Below are 25,246 nucleotides of genomic sequence, written 5' to 3' on the forward strand. Positions count from 1 at the left end.
TATTCATCACTCAAGGAAGAAACGCATGAAAAACTTATTAGCACTTGTCGCTTTAACAGTTTTCTCCACATCAGCATTCGCCATCAGCGAATCAAACTACGCCAGAGAATACAAAGAAAAAATCCTCCCGCTTATCGGCTCATTTAAAAATGCTACTTTTAAAGGCCAGGCGGGTGTGAATATTCATTACGCCACTTACACTTCAAATGATCAAAGCACACGCTGTTTAGTTATTCTTCCCGGGCGAAGCGAGCCGCTAGAAAAATACGCTGAAGTGGTCTACGACCTGGACCATGGAGCAAAGGCCGGGGCCTTTAAGTACTTCCTGATGGACCATAGAGGACAGGGAAGTTCAGGGCGCATGATTAATGATGAGGCAAGTGATTCAGAAAAAGGGTATGTCGATCATTTTGAAAACTACGCTTTAGACGTAAAAACATTTTTAGATACCGTTGTCGGCAATGCCGGCTGTTCTGAAAAACTTTTGATTGCTCACTCTCTGGGAGCTGGAATTGCGGTGGATTTTATGCAAAAGAATCCGGAGTATTTCGACCGCGCTTTTTTAACCAGCCCGATGTTAAAAATCCAAACGGCACCTTATAGCTACGCTGTCGCTCGAAGCATTGTTCTTGCCAGCATGGCAGCGGGACGCGGGAAAAAGTATGCTGTCGGACAAAAGCCTTTTAACCCAAATAGAAATTTTGAGGCCAATACATTCACCACTTCAGAGGCCCGCTACAATATGGCGATGGATATGTTTGATTACTTCCCACAAACCAAATTGGGTGGCGTGACCAACAGATGGCTCAATGAAGTCATGAGCGCCACAGCTCATATCAGAAAAAATTACAGCGACCTGAAGCTTTCGCTTCGCATGGCCCATGCCGGAAATGAGACTTACTCAGAGCCAGGTGAAATGGTCCGCCTATGCGAAGAGGCCCCTCATTGTAATCGTGTGTTCCTGAAAGATTCTAAGCATGAAGTGCTGATGGATCAGGACCACAACAGAGGTGTGGTCCTTTTAGAGATTGAAAAATTCTTTAACTAGTACTTTGAAAGAAGTTCTTTAAGCTTAATGAGATCAGCTTTTCGAGAGTGTCTGTCGATGTTGACGGACTTGTTCTTGTCAGTCTTGATGTTGAGTTCAAAGTAGCCCTTGTTCTCAAAGTGTTTCATCGCTTCCGGGCTTCCCAGACCTTGTCTGTTTCTGATTCTCGCCATATTTGGTGAGTCCATAAAGTGATCAACAGTAAAAGAGTCTTGAGCGCTTAAGCGGAATTTTTTAATCCAAAATGGAATAAAGAATACGCGGTAAGTGACGATGAGTTCCTGCCCTTTTTTCGTCAGCATCTTCTCGTAGAAAAAAAATCCTAAGAGGACGATTGGAGTTAAGATCAGGGTCCATTGCACCAGGTGACCCAGAAAAAGCATTGTAGGGTCTTCCCCGTAACTTAAAAGCTTGGCAATGACGGCACGGCTTGCGAGCCACATAATTAAAAGAACAGACATGGCCGCCGCCAGGTAGCCCCAAAAGATCATCGGAAGACCGTAAGTCTTAAGAGTCAGACCGTTGTCTTTCACAACTGCGCGATCGCCTTCTGATTGATCGTCTGTAACCGGGAAAATATACATAAGACCCATAATACGCCTTGAGTTAAATTTTACTTTTGATAGGGCCTCACTTTAAACTATTTCTCATAAATGTGTAAACTCCATGGAGGCCACCCAGTGAAATCGATTAAGCTTTTAGTCCTATTAAGTTTGTTCTCATATTCCTTTGCGAGCTTTTCTAAAACAATTATTGTTTCTGATATCGACGATACTATTAAAAAGGCCAACTCTATGGGGGGAATCGGAGGCGTGTGGCACTTTTTAAAAAAGAAGCCCTATGAAGAAACCCGCGACTTGTTTAATGAAATTAAAAAAGATGAAAACGATCACGGTGAAGCAACGGCTTACTATTACGTTTCAGCAGCACCATCGTTTACTTTTGATGGCGATGAGTGGATCAGAAAAAATAATTTCCCTATTGGTCCGGTGATTTTAAAAACAAAAGACAATGGTGGCGAAACTTACGCTTACAAATACAGAACGATTAAAGCTCTTCTGCAAAAAGAGATGATGGAAGACCAGGCCCCAAAAGTTATTTTCTTTGGCGACAACTCTCAGCACGACGCTAAAGTTTACTATGACCTAAACAATGAAATGAATTTGAACGCTGATATTTATATCCGCGATGTAAGTACAGAAGCAACATTCTTCAGCACAACTCTTCCGGTAGTGAGACTTCCGGGAGTGAAGTATTTCTTCTCTGAGCGTGAGTTGATTGAAGACCCATTTTTTTCTTATATGAGTCCAAAGCTTCAGGACTTAATTACTACTCAGTATAAAAAACAAGACCTCATTCCGGGCTACACTCTAGATACACTTGGTGATCGCTTGAAAGCTATCTGCGAAGGCAAGTCGATTATCGTGAATGAAGAGGTTCAAAAGAGCTGTAAGGCAGAAGGGAAGACTCAGGCGCTTAAGTATTGGGCCGAGTATTACCACCGTTATTAATTAAGAGTTATACGGCCGTCTAGTCTTTAGGCGGCCTTCCTGTTTTCTTTCTACAAAACCCCCTGTATTTTCATCGCTTTTTTTGGCCCCTTCTTTGTATTATCCCTTCTTATGAAAACACTACTTATTGCCCTTACTCTGGCAGGAAGCGCTTTTGGCGCGGACTATGTTGAACCCTCTGCCCATGCGGATAAATATCTTCTGGTGGCCGTTTCTGGTTTTAAAACCGGAAGAGATAAAAGTGAAAGCGAGGATATTTTTTCTAATATTGTCGGAAAAGGTTCAGAGGCCAGTGGTGTTTGGACGTACATGAACATTAACCATAAAAAAATCTTTAAAACGGTCTATCTTTCTCATTATTCAAAAGACTCGGAATTAAAATCAGTCATGAATCTTGCCGTCGATGAAAAAGGCGAGTGTAAAAAGAAGCAAGGTCTTATCATGATGGTCAATAGCTGGGGAGCTAAGATGTCCCAGAAGCTGGCGGATATGTATCTAAAGAAATGCGGGCAGCTGCCAAATCTTACGATCTTAATTGACGGAGTTTCTAAGCCGACTCCTTTTGCATACGATAAACCCATTCGCGCTCTTAATTGCGTAAACTTCTACCAACAATCAAGTACCCTTAAGGGGACGAGTATTGAAAATTGTTACAATGTTCTTTCAAGCTATAATACAGGCTCAGATCTCTTCAATGCCCACATTCACCTGGAATGGGACGCTTCAAAAAGAGGAAACAGCATTATTGAACAATTCCTGGACGGAAAACTTCCGGTGATGTTTGTGCGTGATCTTTATCAAATTGATTATAGAAAGGGCCTATAACAGTCTATAGGGCAACACAGACAGGAAATAAAATAGCATCTCCCAGGTTTGTGCCGTTAACAAAGACAGCGCGTTTATTTTTGTAAGCAATGGCCGTTTCTTCATTGTAAGCAGAAAAAGCATCGTCTGATTCGACTTCTTTTTGCCAACGACCACGCCCATCTAGTGAGGCACTCTCATCTTTGATGAGGCCCAAAATCCAGTGGACGAATTTTCCTTCAGGTTCTTCAGTGACGGTGATCTCTAGTTTTAAATTGCCGGTCGTGCAAACATATTTTTCTAGCGAGTAAGCGTTGAGTGAGAAAGAAAAAAGGGCAATTATCATTAACGTTTTCATATAAAGCATCTACCTAAATCTAAGCATTAAAACAAGCAACCTGACGTCCTTCTTTCATTTCAAGGTGTGGAATCGACTCCATACAATGATCTGTTCTCATCGGGCATCTTGGAGCAAAAGCACATCCTTTTGGTAGATACAATGCCGATGGTGCTTCACTTGGGGCAACATCGCTTGTCACTTTCTCCACATGCTCACCGGTAATTTTTGGAGCACTTTCAAGAAGAATTTTAGTGTATGGGTGTTTCGGGTTGTTGAAGAGTTGGTCGCGTGGACCGTATTCAACAATGCGACCTAAATACATAACTAAGATGCGGTCAGAAATGTGCTCGACGACTGAAAGATCGTGAGAAATAAATAAGTATGAAAGAGAAAATTCCTGCTGAAGTTCCATCAAGAGGTTTAGAACCTGAGCTTGAATAGAAACATCCAGAGCTGAAACCGGCTCGTCAAGGATAAGAACTTTAGGTCTTAACATTAAGGCGCGGGCAATCCCTAAACGCTGTCTTTGTCCACCTGAGAAGTGGTGAGGGTAGCGCGAACCGAATTCTTCACGCAGACCTACTTTTTTCATCATGGCATAAACTAATTCTTTAATTTCTGCTTCTGATTTATCGCTGTTGATGCGCAGAGGATCGGCGATGATGTCGAATGCTTTTTTTCTTGGGTTTAAAGACTGGTAAGGGTCCTGGAAAACCATTTGAATCAGCGAGTGAAACTCACGAGAGTTATAGTCTTTGTATGATTTTCCTAAAAGCTTAATATCGCCTTTTGTTGGAATCTCTAATTGAGTCAGGACTTTTGCCAATGTACTTTTTCCACATCCAGATTCTCCAACGATCCCTAATGTCTCGTTAGCTGAGAGAGAAAAATTGATTTCTGAAAGCGCTTTTAGTTCAAGTTTAGGCTTAAACGCTTTTTTGATTTCAAAAATCTTATGAACATCATTAACTTCTAAAATAGGTGTATTCACTTGGCTCATCTGATGGCCTCCTCAATAGGGTGAATACAACGGTATTCGCGGAAGTTGTCGTTTTGTGGGCCTTCACCGACGATGGCGATGTGACCTTGCTGACATTCATGAGTCATATACTGGCATCTTGGATTGAACTGGCATCCCAATGGTCTTTGGTGGAAGGCCGGGACAATTCCTGAAATTGATGGAAGTGGGGTTTTAGGGATACGTTTTTTATCATCAACCACGGCCCCCGGGCGAGACGCTAAAAGAGCGTGAGTGTACGGGTGGCGAGGGTGTCTGACTAAGTCGGCAGTCGCACCTGTCTCGACAATTTCTCCAGCGTACATAACTTGTAGGCGCTCGGAGTATTCACTCACAACACCTAAGTCGTGAGTGACTAAGATGACTGACATGTTGTTTTTTTCCTGGAGCATTTTAATAAGATTTAAAATCTGCTTTTGGATTGTTACATCGAGGGCCGTTGTCGGCTCATCGGCAATTAAAAGTTTTGGGTTGGTTGAAATCGCCATGGCGATCATCACTCTTTGGGCCATCCCACCTGAGAGCTCAAACGGATAAGACTTAAGACGGTCTTTCGGCGAAGGGATCCCTACCAGATTTAGAAGTTCAATACTTTTATCAATGGCATCTTTTTTAGAAAGTTTTAGGTGACCCTGGATTGTTTCTACCATCTGGAACTGAACAGAAAGAAAAGGGTTAAGCGCTGTCATCGGGTCCTGGAAAATCATAGCGATTTCTTGACCTCTGACTTTTTGCCATTCTTTTTCTTTTAAGTTTAAAAGATTGTGGCCGTTGAAGTTGGCCTTCTCCGCTCTAACAATCGCGGTATCGGGTAGAAGACCCATTAGCGCCATGTTAGTGATACTTTTTCCTGATCCAGACTCACCAACAACTCCTAACATTTCACCTTGTTTAAGGGTGAAAGAAAGATCGCGAACCGCATGAATCGGCTCAGGTGAGCGGTCAGACTTAAAATGAATATTTAATTTTGAAACTTCTAATAACATTTTAGTTCTGCTTTTTTAAACGAGGGTCAAGGGCATCGCGAAGCCCGTCGCCTAGTAAGTTAAAAGATAATACGATGACTAAGATACAAAGCCCTGGCAGCGTCACCATCCAAGGCGAGCTTTCAATATAGCTTCTGGCATCTGAAAGCATTGTTCCCCATTCAGACATAGGAGCTTGGGCACCAAGACCTAAAAATCCTAAAGCGGCACAGTTAAGAATCCCATCACTAAAGCCTAGTGAGGCCTGAACAATTAAAGGGGCCATGCAGTTTGGAAGAATCTCAACGAACATGATTCTAAAGTGAGAGGCCCCAAAAAGTTTTGCAGCGTGAACGTACTGGCGGTTTTTTTCCACCATTACTTGCGCACGGATAATACGCACGAAGTTTGGAACGGCCACGATACTAACGGCGATGATGGCATTGCTGATTCCAGGTCCTAAGACCGCAACGATAACGATGGCAAAAAGAATACTTGGAAGAGACATAATAAGGTCAGTGAGCCTCATAATAGTTTTATCAACCCATCCACCGAAGTATCCGGCCACGACACCAAGAAATGTCCCGGTGATAAGTGAGAGAACAACCACGGCAAAACCAACAGAGAGCGAGACTTGTGAACCATAGATTAAACGGCTCAGAAGATCGCGACCCAAGTCGTCTGTTCCCAGTGGAAATAGGGCATTTCCACCTTCAGCAAAGCTTGGAGGAAGTTTTAAAAACTCAGCATTAATATGAGTCGGGTCGTGTGGAGCAAGTACAGGTGCTAAAAGTGCCACGACGACAGAAAGGATAATGATAACAACTCCAATCATTGATCCTTTATTTTTCTTTAACTCAAAAAAGAGTTCGCTTAAAAAGACTCTCATTTTTAGCTCCTCATTTTTGGGTTAAGTAAATAATAAATAATATCAACGATGATGTTAGTTAAAACGATCACGAAAGAAATGATAAGAACTCCGCCTTGGATAACCGGATAATCGCGGGCAGTGATACTTGCCACGATCCACTTGCCGATACCCGGCCAGCTAAAAATCGTTTCAGTTAAAATCGCACCAGTGATGATGGAACCAAAAAGAAGTGCCAGTGTTGTGATAATAGGAACCAGGGCATTTCTTAAAGCGTGAATGTAGATGATTCTTTTTTTGCTCATCCCTTTTGCTTTTGCTGTCCTGATGTAGTCTTCACCTAAAACTTCCAGCATTGATGAACGAGTCATGCGGGCAATAACCGCCAGAGGAATAGTCCCCAGGGCGATTGAAGGAAGAATAAGATGCTTTAGTGCACTTAAAAATGGCCCGAATCCTTCTTGCGAGAAAACTTCCGGACGAAGTGTATCGATTAAATACAATCCTGAGAAAACCGGAATGTCGTAGATAAAATCAATGCGGCCTGAAACCGGTGTGATTCCCATTTTTACTGAGAATAAAAGGATGAGGATAAGACCCCACCAGAAAATCGGCATTGAGTAACCAACAAGTGAAGTACTCATTAAGAAATAATCAAAGAAGCTGTTTCTCTTCATTGCCGCGAAAATCCCCACAGGGATTCCGATAACTGTAGCGCCAATCAGAGCGACGATTCCAAGTTCTAATGTAGCAGGGAAGCGCTCGATAAATTCATTCCAGACAGAGTTGTTGGAAATAATCGATGTCCCGATGTCACCTCTAAAAATGCTCTTTAGATAAATCCAAAACTGCTCAGTGATCGGAAGATCAAGGCCCAGGGCCTTTTTCATTTCCAGATAGCGTGCCGGATCGGCCCCGCGCTCACCGATAAGATTTAGAACCGGGTCTCCCGGAATCAGTCTGATTAAAAAGAAGCAAACAAGACTGATCCCGAGCAATGTCGGGATCAAGTCTAGTAATTTTTTAGCGATGTATTTCATTTTTTATTCAACAGTAATGTTAGTTAAGTAATCTTGTCCTAATGGATCAAGCTTGTAGCCTTTAATGTTTTTTGCCATCACCTTGAATGTTTTTGAGTTGGCAATGTTAACTAGAGGGGCTTCATTGTGAGCAATCACTTGAGCTTCCATGTAGTATTTTGTTCTTGTCTTGATGTCTGTTGCCAGTTTTGCATCAGTGATTAGCTTGTTGAACTTCTGGTTACACCATCTTGGATAGTTACTTCCAGATTTAACACTCGCACATCCAAGAAGTACGTTAAAGAAGTTATCCGGGTCTCCGTTATCTCCAGTCCATCCCATTTGTAGCATTGAGTGAGCACCTTGTTTTGATTTCTCAAGGTATGTCGGCCAGTCGTAAGAAATAAGTTTTACCTTAATTCCGATTTTTGCCAGGTCCGCTTGCATTAGTTCTCCCATTTTCTTCCCGTTCGGGTTGTATGGGCGAGCTACTGGAAGAGTCCACATTTCTGTTTCAAATCCGTTTGGCAGACCTGCTTTTTTTAGAAGCTCTTTTGCCTTATTTACGTCGTAATTGTAGTCAGTCACAGAGTTGTTGTATGACCAGATTGTCGGCGGGATAAGGTTTTTAGCAGGAGTAGCGTTCCCCATATAGATTGCTTTGATATAAGTTTGTTTATCAAGAGCATGAGAGATCGCTTGTCTTACCAGAACGTTGTCGAATGGTTTTTTCGTTACGTTCATTGCCAGGAACCCGATGTTAAGACCAGCGTCTTCCATCACTGTAAGCTTTGGGTTCTTTTTCATCTCAGCTACGTCAGCAGGAGATGGGTCTGTCGCCATTTGGCATTCACCCGTTTTTAGCTTTTGAGTTCTAACGTTAGCGTCAGGAGTGATGGCGAAGATAAGTTTATCTACGTTTCCTTTTTTACCCCAGAATGATTTATTTTCTTCGTAACGGATAACAGAGTCTTTTTGGTAAGAGATGAATTGGTAAGCACCAGTTCCAATAGGGAAGTTATCCATGTCGGCCATTTTTTTGCTGGCAGCTAGTTTATCTGCGTATTCTTTTGAAAGGATACTCATAAAGCTCATGGCCATATTGGCGATGAACGGAGCGTCTGGCTGAGCAAGTGTGATTTGCACTTTGTATGGATCAAGAACTTTGATGTCTTTGATTAACGTTCCCATTTCCATTCCATCGAAGTACTCGTACTTTCCGCCACCAACATTGTGGTAAGGGTGAGACTTGTTTCTTTGTCTTTCAATTGAAAACACTACATCCTCAGCATTGAACTCACGAGTTGGAGTGAAGTATTTAGTCGTGTGAAACTTTACACCTTTTCTCAGAGTGAAAGTGTATGTCTTCTTGTCTTTTGAAACTTCCCATGAGCTGGCAAGAGCAGGAACAACTTTTGTGCTTCCAGCTTCAAATTCTACAAGTCTGTTATAGATGTTTGCCGATGAGGCAGTGATTGATGTCCCATCTGTGACTAACTGTGGGTTAAATGAACTAGGTGAGCCTTCAGAGCAGTAAACAAAGTTCTTTGCCTGTACTTGTGCTCCAAAAGATAACGATAACGCTAAAAATAGAAGTGCTTTCACATTCCCTCTTTGGTTTTTGGTGTGGTTGATTAATAAAAGGTAATGATAATTGTTTAATAACATATCCTTTCTGACAACTTTTTTAGTCGTTTTTTAGGTAAAATTTTGTTCTTTTCTTCTCAAGAACTCCGATAAAAGACCGTAAGCATAAGCTTACATTTTCTGACACTAGGGCATGCTAGGATTAGCTTTTAATGAGTATTTTAACTTCCACCAGTCTTTCTAAGAAATTGACCTTGTCGGCACTGGCGCTGACTGCGGGCTCGATTCTTCTCATTACGTCGGTGGTGTATCTGACAGTGCTTTCCTTCGGAGAAAACTTCCTGGAAAACGAATTGGAAGAGAAGTCGGAGTTCATTAAAAAGGCCCTGACGGAACCCATCTGGACCTATGACCAGCACCAGATTGAAGAGGTGGGGAATTCTCTCTTAATCGACAGCAAGTACACTTATATTACGGCGCTTAAGATTGAGACGAATGAGCACAGCACATTATTTGAAAAAGGGATTAACAATATCGCTTCTTTTGGCCTGGCAGAGAAGCTTCCATACACAAAAACGAAGACCATCAAGCTTTTTAAAGGCAAGCAGTACATTGCGACTATTTCCATTGCCATGACCAATGAAGGATACATCGTCGCTATTAGAAATCAGCTGGGGCTGATTCTTGTGGTGTCGCTTTTAATGCTTCTTTTGGTTTCCCAGCTTGTTCGTTTTTATTACAACCAGACACTAACATCGCCTTTGAATAAAATCCTAAAACAGGTTCACCGTTTAGAGAATGAAGACTATCGCATGGTGATGGAAGAAGGCCTTCCGGATGAGCTGGAAACCGTTTCGCGTGCCCTGAATCAGGCCGCCAGCATGATTGAAAAACGCAACAACGACATCATGTACTATACCAATGATTTAGAAAAACTGGTTCAAGAGCGAACGGCCGAACTTGAAGACCAGATGAGTAAAAACCTCAATACGGCCCGCCTGGCAGCTGTAGGGGAAATGGCCGCTGATGTGGCCCACGAAATCAATAACCCGCTCACCGTTATTGACTTACATATTAACAAATTAAAAAAACACGAATTGGACTATAACCTTCCTCCGGAAGCTGCCCAATCAGTGACCAAAGTGCAGGCGATGGTTAAGAGAATTGCCAAGATCATCAAAGGGCTAAAGTCTCTTTCCCGCGATGGAAATGCTGACCCGAAGGTGCCTTTTTCTATTGTGAGTATGATTGAAGATGTGAAGATGCTGGTTGAGATGAAAATTAAATCCCATGATATTAATTTTGATATTTCAATTGATGATCACTCACTGATGGCCGAAGGGCGTGAAGTCCAAATCTCTCAAGTGTTGGTTAATTTAATTGGAAACGCCGTCGATGCTATTATTCATTCTCCCGATGCCCGCTGGATCACATTGGCAGTTAAAGACAGGGGAGACATGATTTATTTCTATGTCACAGACAGTGGTAATGGTATTCCCGAAGGGCTGCAGGAAAAAATCATGCGTCCCTTTTTTACGACGAAAGAGCTTAACAAGGGAACCGGTCTTGGACTTTCTATTTCCAAGGGAATTATCGAAGAGCATGAAGGGATATTGGAATACAATGATCGCTCCATGAATACACAATTCATTTTTACGTTAAAAAAAATACAAGCGATTCAAAAAAGCGCGTGAGGAGATTATGGTTAAACCACTCTCTCTTATCCTTTGTCTGATTTTAAGTTTTTCTTTGCAGGCCAAAGATAAGGTGATTTCTATGCGCTCTGATATCTGGTGCCCTTATGCCTGTGATCCAAAATCCGACCACCCGGGATTTATGGTGGAAATCGCCCGTGAAGTGTTTAAGAAAAAAGGCTATACGATTGACTACGATGTAATGAACTGGGCGCGCGTTCTCTCTGATGTAAAAATCGGAGAGTATGATGCCGTCATTGGCGCCAGCCGCGCAGATGTGAGAGAGTTTGTGATTCCTCAGGTTCCCACTGGTATCCTAGTGAATTATTTCTGGGCACTTAAAGACAGCAGATGGAGCTACAAAGATGAAGGCTCTTTGGATTACGTATCCGTAGGAACCGTCAACGATTACAGCTATGGCGACGAAATTGATAAGCTGGTTAAGAAAAAACACAAATCGATTAAAGAAGTTTCTGGAGAGTCTCCATTATTGAGATTGATTCAGATGACAGAGTCTGGAAGGCTCATGGCCTTTGTGGAAAATCCACTCGTGCTTGGCTACAACATGAAAAAGTTAAATAAAGATAAAAAGATCTTTAAAGCAGTCAGTAAAAACCTGGCAAATGACCCCGATCTTTTTATCGCTTTTTCTCCGTCCAACCCCAAGTCTAAAGAGTATGCAAAGATTTTGGATGAGGGGATGGAAGAGTTAAGAAAGAGCGGTAAATTAAAAGAGATACTTCTACGATATGGCCTGAGTGATTGGGCCGGATAGAAATAAAAAGGCCTCCGAGATGGAGGCCTTTTTTATATGCATTTTAAGAGAAATTACTTTAGAGCTTCGCGAAGCTTAGAAGAGGCCCAGTCCATCGTCCAAACGATAGCAGCAATCAGGATAACCAGCATACCTACTTCATTCCAACGTGCTTGACCTTGGTATTGCATTAGAAGGTTACCGATACCACCACCACCAACAAGACCGATGACTGTCGCCATACGAACGTTGATGTCCCAACGGTAGATCGTGTATGAAAGGTATGGAAGAACGATTTGAGGTACAACCCCGAACCATACGATCTGGATTGGGTGAGCACCTGTTGCAGTGATCGCCTCAATTGGACCGTCGTCGATTGATTCAATTTGCTCAGAGTACTGTTTAGTAAGTGAAGCAATTGAGTGGATACAAAGAGCAAGCATCCCTGAGAAAGGTCCGATACCAACCCAGACAGAGAAGATAATCGCCCAGACTAGTGGCTCGATAGAACGAGAGATGTTTAAGAAAGCTCTTAAAGCGTTGTAGCAGAAGAATAGAACTGGGTTAGAGTTCATAAGGTTTCTTGCTGCGAAAAATCCTAATAGGAAAGCGATAGGAATAGCCACTGCAGTGGCAATGAATGCCATGTAGATTGTTTCGATCGCTGCGAATAGACCTTCTTCAAAGATTCCCCAGTTCGGGTTGAAAAGTGCTTTAAAGATACGTTTAGCTCCTTCAAGACCACTTTCAGAAAGGAATTCTTTTAGTGACACCTGAGAAGAGTAGAAACCCGTAATGAATGTTAAAAGGATAAGCAGGTATCCAATCCATGCAAACGGTTGAGACGTCGGGCTTTCGTTTTCGTCGTACTTTAGTAGTCCGAACATTCCGCGACCTAGAGAGAATTTTGTAAAGAATAATACTGCCGCAATGGCCAGACCAATATAAAGAGCGAGTAGCGGCTGGTTCCATGTGAACTCTGGGTAGCGCTCATCAATAATGATCTTCTCGTAAATAACTTTATAAGCGACAAGTGCCATGTAGGCCCATGCTAATGTATCAAGAACGTAAGCTTTAAAGCTTTGAACGTATTTGTTTGGTGTTTTGTGCGTTTTTTGTTTCATTATATTTATCTCGTGATCGTAAATTAGTTAATTGTTACTTCTACAGCGTCTTCGCCGTAAATAGTTTTGAACCATTCTTCGTTGATCTCTAACGGTTTCCCGTCGTAGATCATCTTTCCGCCTTTAAGTGCCACTACACGGTGAGCGTACTGACGAACAAGTGAAAGGAAGTGCAGGTTACAAATAACTGTTACACCTAGTTCTTCGTTAACCTTTTTCAGGTATTGCATAACTGAGTGTGATGTCGCCGGGTCAAGTGAAGCCACCGGTTCATCAGCTAGTAAGATTTTTGGATTTTGCATAAGTGCGCGAGCGATCGCTACACGTTGCTGTTGACCACCTGAAAGGTTGTCAGCTCTGTTTCTCTCTTTTCCTTTAAGACCTACGATCTCAATGTACTTTTGGGCCAGAGCACGAGTCTCTGGAGAGTGGATTCCGAAGATGCTTGCCAGGATTCCTGTGCGAGACAGGTTTCCAGAAAGCACGTTTTCCATAACTGTTTTTCTAGGAATAAGATTGAAATGCTGGAAAATCATTCCGATTTCCGATCTGATTTTACGAAGCGCCTTTCCTTTAAGTTTTGTTGTATCTGTCCCATGGAAGACAATTTCCCCGCCTGTCGGGTCGTGAAGGCGGTTAATACATCTAAGCATAGTAGATTTACCAGAACCTGATAAACCGATAACAACTAAAAATTCCCCTTGAGGCACACTGAAAGAGACATTCTTCAGGGCGTGGTGGCCGTTCGGGTAAACCTTTTCGAGTCCTTTGATTTCTAACATATCAATCTATTCCTATATAAATGAGTTCAAAAAAAAAGTTCAGTTAATTACTTAACTAGAGCACCAACGTCTACGTTAGCAGCTTTAATAACTGCGCGAAGAGAGTCGTAGTCCTTGTTTGAAGCAGGTACGATTCCGTCGATAGCGTAGATGTTTTTGAAAGTCGTTTTTCCTTCTTCAGTTGAAAGGTACTTGTTAAGAGCAGCAACGATCTTAGTAGTGATTGCTGGATCGATTCCTTTTCTGAATACGAATGGGTCGTTAGGAATTTTGTCAGTGATTTTTAGAACTTTTACTTTTTGCTCAACGTCTGGGAATTGAGTCATAACTCTCTCTTGCGTCTTTGATTTTTCCATCGAAAGCATCAGAGTAGAAAGCTGCACCAGCATCAACCTGACCTTGGTAGATCATAGTGATGACGTTGTCGTGCTTTTGAGCAAACATTGTGTTTCCAAGTTGAACTTTAGCATCTTTGAAGATTTTTAGCGGGTAAAGGTATCCAGAAGTTGAAGAAGCGTCTGTGAAGGCGAATTTCTTTCCGTTTAGGTCTTTAAGGTCTTTGATTCCAGACTTTGCAGAGACGTAGATCGCTCCAGCGTAGTAGTCTTTTCCGTGGCGAAGAGCTTTAAGTTTAGCTTCTGCTCCGAATTTTGTATTAGCAAGTAGGTAACCAAAAGAGTTCATAACCGCAACGTCAGCACGGTTTGAACCGAAAGCTTCTACTACAGCGATGAAGTTAGATGGAATCCCAGACTTGAAGTAAAGTCCTGTTTCTTTTTCCATGAATTTCAGGAAAGAAGTTGAGTTTGTAGCAATTGTGTTGGCATCAACAGAAGGCGTGAAGAAAATTTTAACTGGGTTATCGCGAGTACCTAGTTTGTCTTCGGCCATAGCAACAGTAGACACAGCAATCAGTAAAAGGCCCACTAACGGTCTTTTCAAGAACTTCATGAAAATCTCCTAGAATAAAGAATTCAACAGTTTATATTAAAAAATGATGGGTCAAACTAACATAGAATATTAGATTTGGTTAGTCAGGAATTGATTTTATTGGCCGTTTTTTGAAAAGATGTTACTTTTTACAGTGAAGAGATCTTATTTGAGAGGATGTTGCAGTGAGTAAGAAGACTGTTTTTTCAATGCTGGCGCTTACGATGGCCTTAACGACGAGCACATTTGCGGAGATTAAAACCTATCAATCCACAGACAACACAGGCCTAAATAAGAAAGAGCAAATCGATAACCTTGAGCGCTACTTGATGGAGTTGTCGGGCTCTTTGAAAAATATGGAGGCCAAACTGGATGCCAACGCCATAAAAATTAAAACTCTTGAAGATATCGTCAAGGCCATCAGAGAGCAGGATATCAAAAAAATCCAGGATCAATTAGGAGAGAAAAAAACAGATTCTCCCGCCGCAGCTCAAGCAGCTCCGGGACCTACGATGCAAGAAATGGATAAATTAAAGGCGGATATTTTAACGCTTAAAAATGAAGACATCGAGAAGGTTCAGTCAGATATCAGAAATCTTAATTCATCAGTAGAGTATATTCAGAAAATGCTAAAAATCGGGCAGAAATAACTCCTGCCCGACCCACTTATTTTTTAGAACTTAACTTGACCAACAGCTAGTGAAAGCGTCGTTGCTTCTTTTGAAGCGTACACGAAGTATCCAACAGCTTTGTTGTCAACGTTAGTTGAAAGAATTGATCTCGAAGTTAATAATTCACTTGGGTCAAGTGAAAGCTTAGTGCCTTTTACTTCAACGTTAGCATTCAGGTAAAGGTATCCATTGAATGGAGAAAGCCATACACCAACAGATGTGTAGTCAAAGGGAGCTTTTACTGGAAGAGCGATAGCGCCTTCAAGTGAAAGTGAAGCGTATAGGTTTGTGCTTCCTGCGAATTTTTCCAGGTTTGTTTCACATGTCTCATCGTCAGACTGGTGAGTGATTGAAGCAAAAACTTTTTTCGTGATGTTTTTTGTCCATCCAGTGTTTTTGTCAGCAAGTTTGAAATTCATTTCACCAACTTCAAAATTAGCAGTTGTGACACAGAAAAGATCGTTGTCATCGCGGTGAGTGCTGAAAGAGAGAGTTGTTTCAGAAACTGTTTTTTTAGCGCTTAGGTTAACTGTCATTTCATAAAGACCTGCGTTTGTGTTTGCGTAAGTATTTGTGAAATCCAAAGTTGCTTTTTGTTCAAAAGCAAATGAACTAATTGACGTTAAGAGTAGGGCCAGTGAAAGCATAGTTTTCATGAGTGTCTCCTTACAGGGTTGTTTTGGCCGATTTATGCCAGTTTTACAAACGACTCTCAAGTTATGATTGTGTTAGGTTTTCGTTTTGAAGAAGCATTTAAAGAAGCGTTATTGGATATTAGAAAGAAAGTAGGTCTGCACTTCTTCAATGCCTACGGCCTGCATTTTCTCACTGGCCGCATTCATTTGGGAGCTGACCATCTCAAGAAAAATGCCCATATTTTTATAAGCACTCATCACTTCTTCTGGTGAAATTTTAAAGGGAGGTCCGTAATCATGTGGCCCCTGATGATCAATAGCACCTAAAAAAAGAATGGTGTGTTTATCAATGAGAGTCGACATGTGGGCGTAGTAAGCGGGCCTGTTTTCCTGATTAAAAACCACCTGACTGGCGCGGTCATACATGACATCAAAAGGGATATGGTTTTTATAGTCAAAAAAATCTCCGGCATAAAACGTGATGTTTTGGCCAGAATAGGTGTGATCTTTTTTAGTGAAAGGGATGTTATTTTCATTGAAGAAGGCCATGACCGCGCCTTCATAAAATTCAATGGCCGTCACATGTGCGCCTTTTTCCAGGAAAAAAAGAATGTCGTTAGTCTTCCCGGCAAGAGGAATGAGAACTGTTTTATTCTTCAGGTCGATATCTCTAAAAAAATGAACCATCGCCTGGTTGTAGTCTTTCTGGTGAAAGCGGATCACGCCTTCTTTCCAGACGTCACTCCAGAATTCTTTAGGTGTAGGGGGCAGGGTATTATCACTCATGCCCCTAACGTAACTTAAGATTATTGAAATGTAAAAAAGCCTTCAAACTCTTGCGCGGAGATGACGCTTTTATCGACTACAACTTTTGTGACGTCTGAAATTTTTGGATCTACGCGGTCACTTGAGGCGGCAACAGCGATTTGTTTGCAATCGCCCTTCATCACGATTCCTGATGGGTGAATAAAACCCGCAAGCCTTGCTAATGAAAGTTTTGAACCAGCTCCTGTCAATTCCCCCATGCGAACTTGAAAGCCCTGCTTTTTTAATTCCTCAAGGCTGTGCTGATCGATGGCAAAAGCACTCGTCATGGAAGAGACCACAAAAAGAAGAGAAAGAATGATTATTTTCATTGGAGCACTCCTGTATTGGCTTCATTTAAAGGCGTTGGGCCCATGACGTCTGAGACGATGAGGGCGAAATAGGGAAGATCCCCTTGAAGGGATTCGGTATTCATTACATCATAAATTTTTTTGACGGCATCTTTTTCAATTTCTTTTATTTTTTTGATTCCTTCTTCACTCATGCCTTCAGAAAGCGAGTAGAAAAGGTTTAAACCACTTTTTACGTCACATGGTTTATAGAGATCAACCAAGGCGTGGCTTAGTTCGTGGGCCAGGGCAAGGTCGACTGAGAAATTTTTTTCTCTGGCGTGAAGCCTCTCATCTTTGTCATTTTTTAAGATCCAGTTTTTATCGATGAGGTCGATGAGTTTTCTCAATCCCACCAGGCCAAAAGCATTTTTGACATCATCAATGCTCGTTCCATTTTTGTTGGCGGCCATTTTATAGATCAGGTAGCAGAATTTATCTTGAAACACCGTATTTAAATCTGCGCTCATTTCATGTGTTGAAGATTTCTCATCAAAGATAAATTGATCAAAACATTTATTGAGCAGATCGGCGATTGGGCCTTCTACAAGTTTTAAGATTTTTGAGATTTTTCTTTCTTTTAATAGGTAAGAGGTAAGGGCCAAAACAGTGTGAGGAGCAAGCTCGCTTCGTTGCTCCTCCTGCATGAGTCGTCTCATCGTCGTGGCCGGAACTCCACTTCGTTGTGCCAGGGCATTGAGTGTCAGGCCCGGGTGTTTATCCAGGTAAGCCGCAGTCATGCGTCTGAGCTCCTGGTTAACTGAGAAAGATGAATGTGAATGTTCTGAAGTTGTTTCATTCATATTTCTTGGTTGTAACAGTTGAATAAAAAAAGCAAAACAAAAATCACTGAGAAGTAGGAAAGAGTTAGGTCTAGAGAATCAACTGGCGCCATTAAGACACCAGCTGACCATCAATAGTTTTAGATACAAACTTGTTGTGTGCGCCCGCCAACTCTGACTAACCGACAGTTTCTCCCTGGTTGAGTTTGTGGCTGCGAACCACACGATGAAGTGAGCGCTCTAAGTCTTAGCCCACCTTTAATATCAGAGGTATCCATTGTAATACTTCCCTGAGACTGGGATTCAAAACCAGCGAGGATTTGGCTACTTAATGTATGTTGTAGCCTGATTGAAACGATATCTGTCGCCGATCCACGGGCACACTGTGAAGGAATGGCAATGGATTTTAAAGCAGACACTGTAAAATCTTCCTCCTGATTAGAAAAAGTATTAAACCACGATCTTTCGGCCAGCGTTTCAGGGTTTCTGCTCCCCACTGATTCTGTTCCCAGACCTGATTTACTTACGAGAAAACTTTTAAAGCTTCCCTGAACACCTCTGTCTAATGTCGTAAAGCCGCGCATATCGTAAGCGACTTCTAAAGCATCGAGTTTGACACCCGCTGGGACTTTAACATCTAAAAAAATATTACAGTTAAGAGTGGAGATGTTGCGCGATACTTTTGGCCCGGCATTTAAAACAGGAACGCGCGATTCAAATTGAGAAAAAATTAGACTGGCGCTGCTCGCGTCTGGAGCAAGAACAATAGTTGTTAGTTCACTTGGGCAACCAACACCACCTACGCGAATGTTTTGCAGTTTAAAGTCGGCCGCATATAAAGATGTGGCAGTCGTGAGTGAAAGAAAAGACAGTGCTGTGATTAATGTTTTCATAGGCCCCCCTATGTTTCTATATGTAACGGATGGTGGAGTTGCTTTCAATGCCAAACTGCGTGTGAATCTTTTTTGTCCGCCAGCTGGCGATGATATGATTTTCTAAAAAACCACGTGGCGGTCAAACTCAAAGCTCATGCATTTTGAACTATCTTTCGAAAAAAATATCCATTAAAAAAATTAAATACGAACAAAAAAGTTCGTTTCCATTGAGGGGGAAAAAATTTATGACAAACAAGAAACTTCTGGGACTCTGTCTTTCACTTATGACTCTTTCATCTGTGGCCATGGCCGATCTTAACGACATCAAGCTTGGTGTTCCAGGATATGGCGGGAACGGGTGTCCAGCTAACTCTGCTTCTGTTACACTAAGTGAAGACGCAAAATCACTTTCAATCATCTTTGATCAGTTTATTGTTGAAGCTGGAGGGATGAACAAACAGACAGAGCGAAAAACCTGTAATATTGCCATTCCAGTTCACGTGCCACAAGGATACAGCGTTTCAGTTATCGACGTCGACTACCGCGGGTACGTTTCACTTCCATCACAGGCCTCTGCGCGCCTTACTGCTGAATACTTCCTGGCCGGATCTCTGGGACCTCGCTTCGATAAAACTTTCCTAGGCCGCACAGATACAGATTACACATTTAAAAACGTGATCGGGATCAACGCGCAAGTTTGGTCACCATGTGGAGCTGACACAATTTTACGTGTAAACGCGGCGATGCTGGTAAAGACAAACCGTTACATGGATGAAGCGATGGCAACTGTGGACTCTGCTGACTTTAAAGCGGGGATTTTATACCAATTGCAATGGAGAAGATGTTCTCTATAGTTGATAATGATTCTTCCAAAGAAAAAAGGCTTCCTTCGGGAAGCCTTTTTTTATGCCGTTAAAACGTAAATCACATCTAAGATATCTATTCTCGGGACAATCATCCCTTTGCTCGCAACATGAAAAACCGCTCGTGGAATCATGAGTTCGCGATTGTAAATCTCTCGTAATTTTTTCGTTTGAATCTTGTCTTCTTCTAAACTTGGAGGAAGTTTTAAAATCCTCTCCAGGCGCCCGATAAAAAGCAGGCACTGGTCGTTGAGATAAGGTGGAAGGTGATCTTCAAACTTCTTAAATTCACCCAATAAATTCGCCAGAACTTGTGGATGAGATTCATATAAATACTGAGCGATTAAAAAGTAAAACTCAGCAATTTTTCTTTCCGGGTAGTGTTCTAAATGGTCAATGGCCATTTGTAGGTAATGATAAATCGCCTGCGAATCATGGGCATCAAATCCTTTTTGCGCTTCCATCATTAAGTGAAGCCCTGTGTGGTATTCAGGGTCGAAGTTAACAGCTTTTTTAAGCTTGTGAGGGGATTGTTTTGCTCGTCCAAAAGAATCGCTGATCTCGATAATATCGGTGTTAAAAATTTTGGGAGCTGGCCCGCCTAAATAAAGCGCGCGTCCTGCGCTCGGATTCATCGTCATAATTGAAAGACTCGTTGATGTGACGTTGTCGAGTTCATAGTCTTTAAAGTTGCGCGAAGTAATCTTTTGATCCAGGGGCGTAGACATCAGTTGGATAAGTTCAGCTTCAGTTGGTTGTGTTTTTTTCTTGTTTAAGAAGTTGTGAATCTTCTTAGTCGCAATGCTCTCTCTCATCAGGTTGTATTGGTCAAAACCTAAGGGTAGAAATTGTCTTTGGTTGAGTGATTTATCTTCCAGGTGATTACAGAAATAAAGAATTCCGGTTTCTGGCACTTCTAGTTCATTGATAAAAGGTTTATCGCCGTGAAGGTCGCAAGCGAGAACCTCACCATTTTTAAAAGTCATGTATAAACACCAGGTCGTAATCGTCTGGTGGGAGTTGATAAACTCCATGGCCGATTTTTTATCGCGGGCCACTTTTGTCAGCGCAAAGATGTATTCAAAAATCGACATACCTTTCGGGTTAAAGATATTGGTGAATTTCTGGTGCAAGGCCAGGGTGATTCCATCTTCAGTCATCAGTGTGATGGAAGGATAGGGAATACCACTTGCTCCAAAACCTAACATTTTAGGCATGCCAGTCAGGTCGTAGGAAATAGCGCGCTCATAACGATCGTACGAGCCCTGGAGAGGGAAATCAAGGATGCGTCCATGGACGACTTCGCCTTCCGGGTTTCTTAGCATAAAACTCGAGCAGCCCAGGTTCCCTTTGATAAATCCCGGGGCCCATTTACTCATTGAGCTCACTAGTTCTGGAATCAGCATCACGTAGGCCGCCTCATCGACGGGGATCCCCATGCCTTCAGCATAGTGTTTTAGGTGACGAAATTGCTCGGTGTTTTTTAAAAGAGAATTCTTTAGGACGGCCTTTCCCACTTCCTGAATGACTAAGTTTAAGGAGTTCCAGGGCGTTCTCAGCATCATTTTGACGTCTTGATGAACAAGTTTTCCTACTTCGCGGTCTTTGAGTCCCAGCTGGTAAAAGTTTTCGTCAATGTCACCGATCAAAGTAAGTAGATCCATATCTTTGTTGGGTCCTAAAAGTGGAGTGATGTATGTTTGATATTGTAAATGCAAATGACCTTGGAAGCAATCAATGGCTCAATATCTTCCTTCTGATCGCCGCTCTTTTCAGAGTGTATTTAGAAATTATTAAATTTGATTTTGCCGCTCTTCCATTAACGAGAGGAATGTTTCAAGGTGATGAAGACCGCGCTCGCAAGTTTCACCGCAGCGGGCTTTTTTTGAGTCTGGGTTATATTGTGCTTTCTGCGCCTTTCACACTTTTTGCCTGAGCTTCTTCCATCATTTTTTGGAACTCATCTTGGTAAAGCCCGTCATACATCTCAATCATCTCGAGGTACTTCTTTTGCTTTTCAAAGATAGGTGAGAGTTGTAGCTCATCAGTTTTGAAGCGCTTTCTGATATAAATCTTAATGGAGATTTTTTTCCCGCGGTTTTCTTTTCTCTTTCTGGTTAAAAGATTGTCCAGCTGATAGATCTTATTTAAAAACTGCGAGTTTTGTTTTTTCTTAAGCTGGAAAATATCCTGCTCTTTAATTTCATTCCAGATAACCCACGGGTCGATGTCTTCGCGCAGGATTTTTGTCAGCGTCAGGTAGATCGTCGGGTCCGACTCAAAATTATCTCCCATAAGCACCAGCTCATCCGGAATCCCGGTCATCAGCAGAATGTCTAAAAGGTGATTGAGCTTGTAGAGGCCCTGAAGCTTTAAATCCTTCGTGGTCAATTCGCCGTCGATGAAAGAAAAGAAATGGCGGTAGTCTTTTAAGAAAATTCCGGCCGAGAAAATATTATTCTTATACAACCAGTCTCTCATGGCATCTTCGTAAAAATGCGGAGAGGCCGAAAGAATAAAAGGGTGATGCCCGCGACGGATATAGCGGTGAAGAATTTCTACTGAGCTTGCGACTGTTGGGTTTTCCTCCAGCGAGCGCGTAAGTGAGCGGTACACTTCTTTGGTTGTTGAATACTTTGTATCAACCAGAGTCTTGTCAAAATCACAGATAATAAGTTTTTTCGGCGAAAAGATGCGCAGAGGGATGTATGTCCCCAGGTGGAGCTCCAGCCCCGGTCTTTTTTTGGTTTCGTAAATTTGCAGGATCTCGATTTCTTCGCGCTCTTTTGTCAGCGGAATCTTAAAGTTGAAGTTTCCAAAAGAATCAGATTCAAAAGATTTTTTATAAATCTCGCGCTGATCCTTTGAGACCCCAATTATCTTCATAGTGAATTGGTAAGCGTTCAAGAGACGCAGGGCCTGAATGGGAAGTTTCTTCGTTACAATGTCGAAGTCCAGGTTCTGGGCCATCAGGTTCTCTTTCATTGTAATGGAAGCCTTGATGTTGATAGAATCATCAGTGACAATGGCCAAAAAATGTACGAGGTGAGGTCTTTTCATAAACGCTGTTGCTCTCTTAGATGAAGTATAGCAGAATTAAGAAATAGTTAAAAAGGATTATTGCAGATGGGGCATGTCGAACAAACTGTCTATATTGAATATTTAGGAAACGTTGACGTTTATTTAGGAATGGGAATCAAGATTGTCACAGGTCTGATTCTGGGAAGCTTAGTTGGTTATGACCGCGAACAGAAGATGAAGAACGCGGGGATCAAAACGAACGTTTTGATCTGTTTAGGAGCGACGCTTTATACTGCTATTTCAATGCTCGGGCACGTTCAAGGCGGCGGGATTGAGTACGATTCTGCGAGGATTCCAGCTCAGATCGTTTCGGGGATCGGTTTCCTTGGTGCCGGTGCCATCATGAAAGATAAAGGTAATATCATCGGACTAACGACAGCTGCGACTATTTGGGTTGTGGCGTCAATCGGGATGACAATCGGGTATGGATTCCCGGTCATTGCTACTATTTTTACGATTACAATTCTTTCGGTTTTAAAGCTCCTTGGGCCAATCTACCAAGGCTTCGAGTCGACAAAAAACCACAAATACTATCACATTGAAGTTCTTTCACACGGGGATATTAAAAACCTGGTTAAAGAAATCGTTTTCAACACGACTGATAGAATTGACGAGCTTCATGAGCAGATTGTCGATAAGGAAACCAACAAAAGACACATTGATTTCTACGTGTATATGCACCCGAAAAAAATGCGTATCATGGGTGATGAACTTCGCGACATCGTTCAGGTCGACCGCGTTCACTATCACCAGATTGAAAGTAAAAGCACGACAAGCGAGTCTTAATTAAGCTTTTTTGATTTTAAAAGTCAGCACCCCGTCCTGATAGTTCTGGGTGATGTGCTTTGGACTTAGAAGGTCTTTGGCGTTGAACTCTTTTGAGAAAAGTTCACTGCGGGTTGACCTGTTCATGCTTCCATCTTCACCATTAGTGCTGTCGGAGTATTTTCTTGAAAGGGTGATTTTAATGTTTCGCCCTTGAGTTGAAAGGTGCACGTTTTCTTTTTCATGGTCGGCCACTGGCAGACTAATTGTCACTGTTTCTAGGTCTTCCACCATACTTGGGTTTAGTTTATCAACGCGGTAGAAAGGATCAGCGACCTTGTCTGAGATTTGCTTTTTTTCACTTGAGGTCTGGTCGACCATTTTTTTCACGTCAGCGGCAAATGTTGTTTTGAGATGATTTAAAATTTCATCATGCTCTTTAACCATTCGCTCATACCGCACTTTAAAATCGCTCTCGCGCTGCTTTAACATTTCCTGCTGGTGTTTGTCCTGGAAAGAGAGCTGGTCTTTGTGTACGCGGTTTTTTTCATCGCTTAAGCGCTTATTTTTTTCCGCATCCATCGTCATCATTTTTTTGAGTTCGCTCTTTTGTCTTTCGACTTCCATATTGTGAAGACGGACATCATTGTCGAGTTTCTCTCTGAAATTGCGCTCTCCCGTGGCCGCTTTTTGGTTAAACTCACTCGATAGGGCATTGATCTCGTATTGAGCGTTACTTTCCATCGCCATTTTTTCAATTTTTGATTTGGTGGCGATTTCTTTAACTGCATCCTGAGTAGAGCTCTGGATTTCGCGTTGAGACTCTTCTGAGCTTAAGTATTGATCCTGGTAGTTGGTTTCCATCTGATCTTTTAAGTCAGCAAGCTTGTCTCTATGAGAGCCTTTAAGGGCCTCTTGCTCTTTTTCAACAGTGTCCTGGGCCTTTTTGAGCTGGTCTTTGTAGCCCTGCATTTTTTCTTCGTAATTTTTTGTTTCACCGACCAGGCGTTGGTTGTTGCGCTCCAGTCCCTGAATGTATTCGCGTTCGCCTTCTGTTTTAGCAGCAACGAGTTTTTTGTCGTAGAGTTCGTCGACCTGTTTGATTTCCTGCTCTTTGCTGGCGATCTTTTTTTCCAGACCGTGATTCATGCGTTTTAAGAGGTCTTCATTGTCCTTAAATCTTTGCGCCATTTCCGAATTAGCAGGTATTTTCATTGGGCACTTCCTTCGAGCTCACGCCCTTGGCTCATACTACAGATGGATTTTTTGCTCGTATCGCCCATACATACCCATGAACGCAGAAGGCTCACTTCAATTGAATCCTTTCCTCCGTGATAAACAGCGTAGGCAGTAGGGTTCATAGTTGAAGTCACCAGTTGGGCGTTAGTGGGGTTGATGTTTTTTAATTTTGAGCGGACATAATACTGATAAACTCTGTATTCACCAAAGGCTTCTGAAGAAAGGAGAGTTAAAAGTAAAATGATTGATCCGCGTTTCTTCATTTTTTAGTGAAGCTCCGGCCTTTGATCAAGGATTTTTCCTTCGACCAGTTTAAAGAAAGCTTTCATAAAAAGTTTTCTATCTTCATCGCTCATTGAAAGAAGTACTGTTTTTTTGTGTTCAAGCTGGCGGTGTTTAGAGACTTGTTGAAATAGTTTTTTCGCTCTGGCGCGCTCGATTCCTGTAATTTTTTGGAATCTTTTTTCTTTCATGTCTGGATCAGTCATCCAAATGTCGTGAAACAGAGGGAAGTGTCCCGTTGTTCCAAGGTGAATCAGGGCCTTCATTGATTCTTCAGGGCGATAAGTAATGTCCAAACAATCCTCCTAATAGTCGCTCGCTCATCCTAAGCAAGTACTTCTTATTTTAATGGGCACCTCCGACTTTTTAGGAGAGGGTAACTTTGTCCTTATTTTTTCGGCCCGAAGGATTCTCATAACTTAAAATGTTTGCCCGAAATGGTCGGATAAATTTTC

30 protein-coding genes are annotated in these 25,246 nt (G+C 42.1%); 9 read left to right on the top strand and 21 right to left on the bottom strand.

What is annotated here, in order from left to right:
* The first annotated feature begins 25 nt into the window (after positions 1-25).
* Entirely contained in the window at positions 26-1,048 is a 1,023-nt protein-coding gene (locus tag C0V70_RS08695) for an alpha/beta fold hydrolase (protein ID WP_102243473.1), read from the top strand.
* Here C0V70_RS08695 and C0V70_RS08700 read toward each other — a convergent pair.
* A complete protein-coding gene (locus C0V70_RS08700; RefSeq protein ID WP_102243474.1) occupies positions 1,045-1,641 on the bottom strand; it encodes a hypothetical protein in 597 nt (198 codons plus the stop codon). The genes C0V70_RS08695 and C0V70_RS08700 overlap by 4 nt on opposite strands.
* Positions 1,642-1,728: 87 nt before the next feature.
* Between C0V70_RS08700 and C0V70_RS08705 the strand changes: the two genes are divergently transcribed.
* Positions 1,729-2,559, top strand: coding sequence for a phosphatase domain-containing protein (locus tag C0V70_RS08705; protein ID WP_158649623.1), 831 nt, complete (start codon positions 1,729-1,731; stop codon positions 2,557-2,559).
* A gap of 111 nt (positions 2,560-2,670) precedes the next feature.
* A complete protein-coding gene (locus C0V70_RS08710; protein WP_102243476.1) occupies positions 2,671-3,384 on the top strand; it encodes a hypothetical protein in 714 nt (237 codons plus the stop codon).
* Positions 3,385-3,388: 4 nt separating this feature from the next.
* On the opposite strand, the gene C0V70_RS08715 is transcribed toward C0V70_RS08710, so the two are convergent.
* Genes C0V70_RS08715 through C0V70_RS08740 form a run of 6 tightly spaced genes read right to left on the bottom strand, consistent with a single transcriptional unit; the run spans position 3,389 to position 9,241 of the window.
* Entirely contained in the window at positions 3,389-3,721 is a 333-nt protein-coding gene (locus C0V70_RS08715) for a hypothetical protein (RefSeq protein WP_133566737.1), read from the bottom strand.
* 19 nt (positions 3,722-3,740) lie between these two features.
* The gene (locus C0V70_RS08720) at positions 3,741-4,703 is read right to left on the bottom strand and encodes an ABC transporter ATP-binding protein (RefSeq protein WP_102243478.1); all 963 of its coding nucleotides are present in this window, start codon (positions 4,701-4,703) and stop codon (positions 3,741-3,743) included.
* Positions 4,700-5,707 (bottom strand): ABC transporter ATP-binding protein, encoded by a 1,008-nt coding sequence (locus tag C0V70_RS08725; RefSeq protein WP_102243479.1) that lies wholly within the window; start codon positions 5,705-5,707, stop codon positions 4,700-4,702. Before C0V70_RS08725 ends, C0V70_RS08720 begins: the two co-directional genes overlap by 4 nt.
* Position 5,708: 1 nt before the next feature.
* A complete protein-coding gene (locus C0V70_RS08730; protein WP_102243480.1) occupies positions 5,709-6,575 on the bottom strand; it encodes an ABC transporter permease in 867 nt (288 codons plus the stop codon).
* A 2-nt stretch (positions 6,576-6,577) separates the two neighbouring features.
* Positions 6,578-7,594: an ABC transporter permease gene (locus C0V70_RS08735; protein ID WP_102243481.1), complete on the bottom strand. Its 1,017-nt coding sequence runs from the start codon at positions 7,592-7,594 to the stop codon at positions 6,578-6,580.
* 3 nt (positions 7,595-7,597) lie between these two features.
* On the bottom strand, positions 7,598-9,241 hold the full coding sequence (locus C0V70_RS08740; protein WP_102243482.1) for an ABC transporter substrate-binding protein: 1,644 nt from the start codon (positions 9,239-9,241) through the stop codon (positions 7,598-7,600).
* Positions 9,242-9,372: 131 nt separating this feature from the next.
* Here C0V70_RS08740 and C0V70_RS08745 point away from each other — a divergent pair, with 131 nt between their 5' ends.
* Positions 9,373-10,854: a sensor histidine kinase gene (locus C0V70_RS08745; protein WP_102243483.1), complete on the top strand. Its 1,482-nt coding sequence runs from the start codon at positions 9,373-9,375 to the stop codon at positions 10,852-10,854.
* A 7-nt stretch (positions 10,855-10,861) separates the two neighbouring features.
* Complete coding sequence (locus tag C0V70_RS08750) at positions 10,862-11,629, top strand: substrate-binding periplasmic protein (RefSeq protein ID WP_102243484.1); 768 nt, start codon at positions 10,862-10,864, stop codon at positions 11,627-11,629.
* Between the two features lie 53 nt (positions 11,630-11,682).
* On the opposite strand, the gene phnE is transcribed toward C0V70_RS08750, so the two are convergent.
* From phnE to phnD, 4 genes are read right to left on the bottom strand one after another with little or no spacing between them, the layout of a single operon-like run.
* Positions 11,683-12,732 (bottom strand): phosphonate ABC transporter, permease protein PhnE, encoded by a 1,050-nt coding sequence (phnE, locus tag C0V70_RS08755; protein ID WP_208107796.1) that lies wholly within the window; start codon positions 12,730-12,732, stop codon positions 11,683-11,685.
* A gap of 23 nt (positions 12,733-12,755) precedes the next feature.
* The gene (gene phnC, locus C0V70_RS08760; protein ID WP_102243485.1) at positions 12,756-13,514 is read right to left on the bottom strand and encodes a phosphonate ABC transporter ATP-binding protein; all 759 of its coding nucleotides are present in this window, start codon (positions 13,512-13,514) and stop codon (positions 12,756-12,758) included.
* A 47-nt stretch (positions 13,515-13,561) separates the two neighbouring features.
* Positions 13,562-13,840, bottom strand: coding sequence for a PhnD/SsuA/transferrin family substrate-binding protein (locus C0V70_RS19220; RefSeq protein ID WP_243733596.1), 279 nt, complete (start codon positions 13,838-13,840; stop codon positions 13,562-13,564).
* On the bottom strand, positions 13,818-14,465 hold the full coding sequence (gene phnD / locus C0V70_RS08765; RefSeq protein ID WP_243733597.1) for a phosphate/phosphite/phosphonate ABC transporter substrate-binding protein: 648 nt from the start codon (positions 14,463-14,465) through the stop codon (positions 13,818-13,820). The genes C0V70_RS19220 and phnD overlap by 23 nt, the downstream gene beginning before the upstream one ends.
* 164 nt (positions 14,466-14,629) lie before the next feature.
* Between phnD and C0V70_RS08770 the strand changes: the two genes are divergently transcribed.
* Positions 14,630-15,094 (top strand): hypothetical protein, encoded by a 465-nt coding sequence (locus C0V70_RS08770; protein ID WP_102243486.1) that lies wholly within the window; start codon positions 14,630-14,632, stop codon positions 15,092-15,094.
* A gap of 23 nt (positions 15,095-15,117) precedes the next feature.
* Here the strand turns inward: C0V70_RS08770 and C0V70_RS08775 are convergent, their stop codons facing one another.
* The 5 genes from C0V70_RS08775 to C0V70_RS08795 all read right to left on the bottom strand — a co-directional run bounded on the left by C0V70_RS08775 (position 15,118) and on the right by C0V70_RS08795 (position 18,579).
* The gene (locus C0V70_RS08775) at positions 15,118-15,771 is read right to left on the bottom strand and encodes a hypothetical protein (RefSeq protein ID WP_102243487.1); all 654 of its coding nucleotides are present in this window, start codon (positions 15,769-15,771) and stop codon (positions 15,118-15,120) included.
* Positions 15,772-15,879: 108 nt separating this feature from the next.
* The gene (locus tag C0V70_RS08780) at positions 15,880-16,536 is read right to left on the bottom strand and encodes a class I SAM-dependent methyltransferase (RefSeq protein WP_102243488.1); all 657 of its coding nucleotides are present in this window, start codon (positions 16,534-16,536) and stop codon (positions 15,880-15,882) included.
* 20 nt (positions 16,537-16,556) lie between these two features.
* Positions 16,557-16,886 (bottom strand): hypothetical protein, encoded by a 330-nt coding sequence (locus tag C0V70_RS08785; protein WP_102243489.1) that lies wholly within the window; start codon positions 16,884-16,886, stop codon positions 16,557-16,559.
* Positions 16,883-17,707 (bottom strand): helix-turn-helix domain-containing protein, encoded by an 825-nt coding sequence (locus C0V70_RS08790; RefSeq protein WP_133566738.1) that lies wholly within the window; start codon positions 17,705-17,707, stop codon positions 16,883-16,885. The genes C0V70_RS08785 and C0V70_RS08790 overlap by 4 nt, the downstream gene beginning before the upstream one ends.
* A gap of 119 nt (positions 17,708-17,826) precedes the next feature.
* On the bottom strand, positions 17,827-18,579 hold the full coding sequence (locus tag C0V70_RS08795; protein WP_102243491.1) for a DUF4360 domain-containing protein: 753 nt from the start codon (positions 18,577-18,579) through the stop codon (positions 17,827-17,829).
* Between the two features lie 227 nt (positions 18,580-18,806).
* On the opposite strand from C0V70_RS08795, the gene C0V70_RS08800 reads away from it, so the two are divergent.
* Positions 18,807-19,415, top strand: coding sequence for a DUF4360 domain-containing protein (locus C0V70_RS08800; RefSeq protein WP_102243492.1), 609 nt, complete (start codon positions 18,807-18,809; stop codon positions 19,413-19,415).
* 50 nt (positions 19,416-19,465) lie between these two features.
* Here the strand turns inward: C0V70_RS08800 and C0V70_RS08805 are convergent, their stop codons facing one another.
* On the bottom strand, positions 19,466-21,088 hold the full coding sequence (locus C0V70_RS08805) for a C45 family peptidase (protein WP_102243493.1): 1,623 nt from the start codon (positions 21,086-21,088) through the stop codon (positions 19,466-19,468).
* Between the two features lie 32 nt (positions 21,089-21,120).
* Here C0V70_RS08805 and C0V70_RS08810 point away from each other — a divergent pair, with 32 nt between their 5' ends.
* Positions 21,121-21,360: a hypothetical protein gene (locus C0V70_RS08810; RefSeq protein WP_102243494.1), complete on the top strand. Its 240-nt coding sequence runs from the start codon at positions 21,121-21,123 to the stop codon at positions 21,358-21,360.
* Here C0V70_RS08810 and C0V70_RS08815 read toward each other — a convergent pair.
* A complete protein-coding gene (locus tag C0V70_RS08815; protein WP_102243495.1) occupies positions 21,321-22,484 on the bottom strand; it encodes a phosphatase domain-containing protein in 1,164 nt (387 codons plus the stop codon). The two genes, C0V70_RS08810 and C0V70_RS08815, sit on opposite strands and share 40 nt — an antisense overlap.
* Positions 22,485-22,550: 66 nt before the next feature.
* On the opposite strand from C0V70_RS08815, the gene C0V70_RS08820 reads away from it, so the two are divergent.
* Positions 22,551-23,291, top strand: a complete 741-nt coding sequence (locus tag C0V70_RS08820; protein ID WP_102243496.1) for an MgtC/SapB family protein — start codon at positions 22,551-22,553, stop codon at positions 23,289-23,291.
* Here the strand turns inward: C0V70_RS08820 and C0V70_RS08825 are convergent, their stop codons facing one another.
* From C0V70_RS08825 to C0V70_RS08835, 3 genes are read right to left on the bottom strand one after another with little or no spacing between them, the layout of a single operon-like run.
* Positions 23,292-24,485: an Hsp20 family protein gene (locus C0V70_RS08825; RefSeq protein WP_102243497.1), complete on the bottom strand. Its 1,194-nt coding sequence runs from the start codon at positions 24,483-24,485 to the stop codon at positions 23,292-23,294.
* Positions 24,482-24,772, bottom strand: a complete 291-nt coding sequence (locus C0V70_RS08830) for a hypothetical protein (RefSeq protein ID WP_102243498.1) — start codon at positions 24,770-24,772, stop codon at positions 24,482-24,484. The genes C0V70_RS08825 and C0V70_RS08830 overlap by 4 nt, the downstream gene beginning before the upstream one ends.
* 3 nt (positions 24,773-24,775) lie before the next feature.
* Entirely contained in the window at positions 24,776-25,087 is a 312-nt protein-coding gene (locus C0V70_RS08835) for a hypothetical protein (protein ID WP_102243499.1), read from the bottom strand.
* Positions 25,088-25,246 lie beyond the last annotated feature (159 nt).

This window comes from Bacteriovorax stolpii (assembly GCF_002872415.1).
Lineage (GTDB): Bacteria > Bdellovibrionota > Bacteriovoracia > Bacteriovoracales > Bacteriovoracaceae > Bacteriovorax > Bacteriovorax stolpii.

Bases quoted from the DNA above. Each gene is read 5' to 3' on its own strand.
- C0V70_RS08695 (WP_102243473.1), top strand. From the start codon at position 26: ATGAAAAACTTATTAGCACTTGTCGCTTTAACAGTTTTCTCCACATCA.
- C0V70_RS08700 (WP_102243474.1), bottom strand. From the start codon at position 1,641: ATGGGTCTTATGTATATTTTCCCGGTTACAGACGATCAATCAGAAGGC.
- C0V70_RS08710 (WP_102243476.1), top strand. From the start codon at position 2,671: ATGAAAACACTACTTATTGCCCTTACTCTGGCAGGAAGCGCTTTTGGC.
- C0V70_RS08715 (WP_133566737.1), bottom strand. From the start codon at position 3,721: ATGAAAACGTTAATGATAATTGCCCTTTTTTCTTTCTCACTCAACGCT.
- C0V70_RS08720 (WP_102243478.1), bottom strand. From the start codon at position 4,703: ATGAGCCAAGTGAATACACCTATTTTAGAAGTTAATGATGTTCATAAG.
- C0V70_RS08725 (WP_102243479.1), bottom strand. From the start codon at position 5,707: ATGTTATTAGAAGTTTCAAAATTAAATATTCATTTTAAGTCTGACCGC.
- C0V70_RS08730 (WP_102243480.1), bottom strand. From the start codon at position 6,575: ATGAGAGTCTTTTTAAGCGAACTCTTTTTTGAGTTAAAGAAAAATAAA.
- C0V70_RS08735 (WP_102243481.1), bottom strand. From the start codon at position 7,594: ATGAAATACATCGCTAAAAAATTACTAGACTTGATCCCGACATTGCTC.
- C0V70_RS08740 (WP_102243482.1), bottom strand. From the start codon at position 9,241: ATGTTATTAAACAATTATCATTACCTTTTATTAATCAACCACACCAAA.
- C0V70_RS08745 (WP_102243483.1), top strand. From the start codon at position 9,373: ATGAGTATTTTAACTTCCACCAGTCTTTCTAAGAAATTGACCTTGTCG.
- C0V70_RS08750 (WP_102243484.1), top strand. From the start codon at position 10,862: ATGGTTAAACCACTCTCTCTTATCCTTTGTCTGATTTTAAGTTTTTCT.
- phnE (WP_208107796.1), bottom strand. From the start codon at position 12,732: ATGAAACAAAAAACGCACAAAACACCAAACAAATACGTTCAAAGCTTT.
- phnC (WP_102243485.1), bottom strand. From the start codon at position 13,514: ATGTTAGAAATCAAAGGACTCGAAAAGGTTTACCCGAACGGCCACCAC.
- C0V70_RS19220 (WP_243733596.1), bottom strand. From the start codon at position 13,840: ATGACTCAATTCCCAGACGTTGAGCAAAAAGTAAAAGTTCTAAAAATC.
- phnD (WP_243733597.1), bottom strand. From the start codon at position 14,465: ATGAAGTTCTTGAAAAGACCGTTAGTGGGCCTTTTACTGATTGCTGTG.
- C0V70_RS08775 (WP_102243487.1), bottom strand. From the start codon at position 15,771: ATGAAAACTATGCTTTCACTGGCCCTACTCTTAACGTCAATTAGTTCA.
- C0V70_RS08780 (WP_102243488.1), bottom strand. From the start codon at position 16,536: ATGAGTGATAATACCCTGCCCCCTACACCTAAAGAATTCTGGAGTGAC.
- C0V70_RS08785 (WP_102243489.1), bottom strand. From the start codon at position 16,886: ATGAAAATAATCATTCTTTCTCTTCTTTTTGTGGTCTCTTCCATGACG.
- C0V70_RS08790 (WP_133566738.1), bottom strand. From the start codon at position 17,707: ATGAATGAAACAACTTCAGAACATTCACATTCATCTTTCTCAGTTAAC.
- C0V70_RS08795 (WP_102243491.1), bottom strand. From the start codon at position 18,579: ATGAAAACATTAATCACAGCACTGTCTTTTCTTTCACTCACGACTGCC.
- C0V70_RS08800 (WP_102243492.1), top strand. From the start codon at position 18,807: ATGACAAACAAGAAACTTCTGGGACTCTGTCTTTCACTTATGACTCTT.
- C0V70_RS08805 (WP_102243493.1), bottom strand. From the start codon at position 21,088: ATGGATCTACTTACTTTGATCGGTGACATTGACGAAAACTTTTACCAG.
- C0V70_RS08810 (WP_102243494.1), top strand. From the start codon at position 21,121: ATGTTTGATATTGTAAATGCAAATGACCTTGGAAGCAATCAATGGCTC.
- C0V70_RS08815 (WP_102243495.1), bottom strand. From the start codon at position 22,484: ATGAAAAGACCTCACCTCGTACATTTTTTGGCCATTGTCACTGATGAT.
- C0V70_RS08820 (WP_102243496.1), top strand. From the start codon at position 22,551: ATGGGGCATGTCGAACAAACTGTCTATATTGAATATTTAGGAAACGTT.
- C0V70_RS08825 (WP_102243497.1), bottom strand. From the start codon at position 24,485: ATGAAAATACCTGCTAATTCGGAAATGGCGCAAAGATTTAAGGACAAT.
- C0V70_RS08830 (WP_102243498.1), bottom strand. From the start codon at position 24,772: ATGAAGAAACGCGGATCAATCATTTTACTTTTAACTCTCCTTTCTTCA.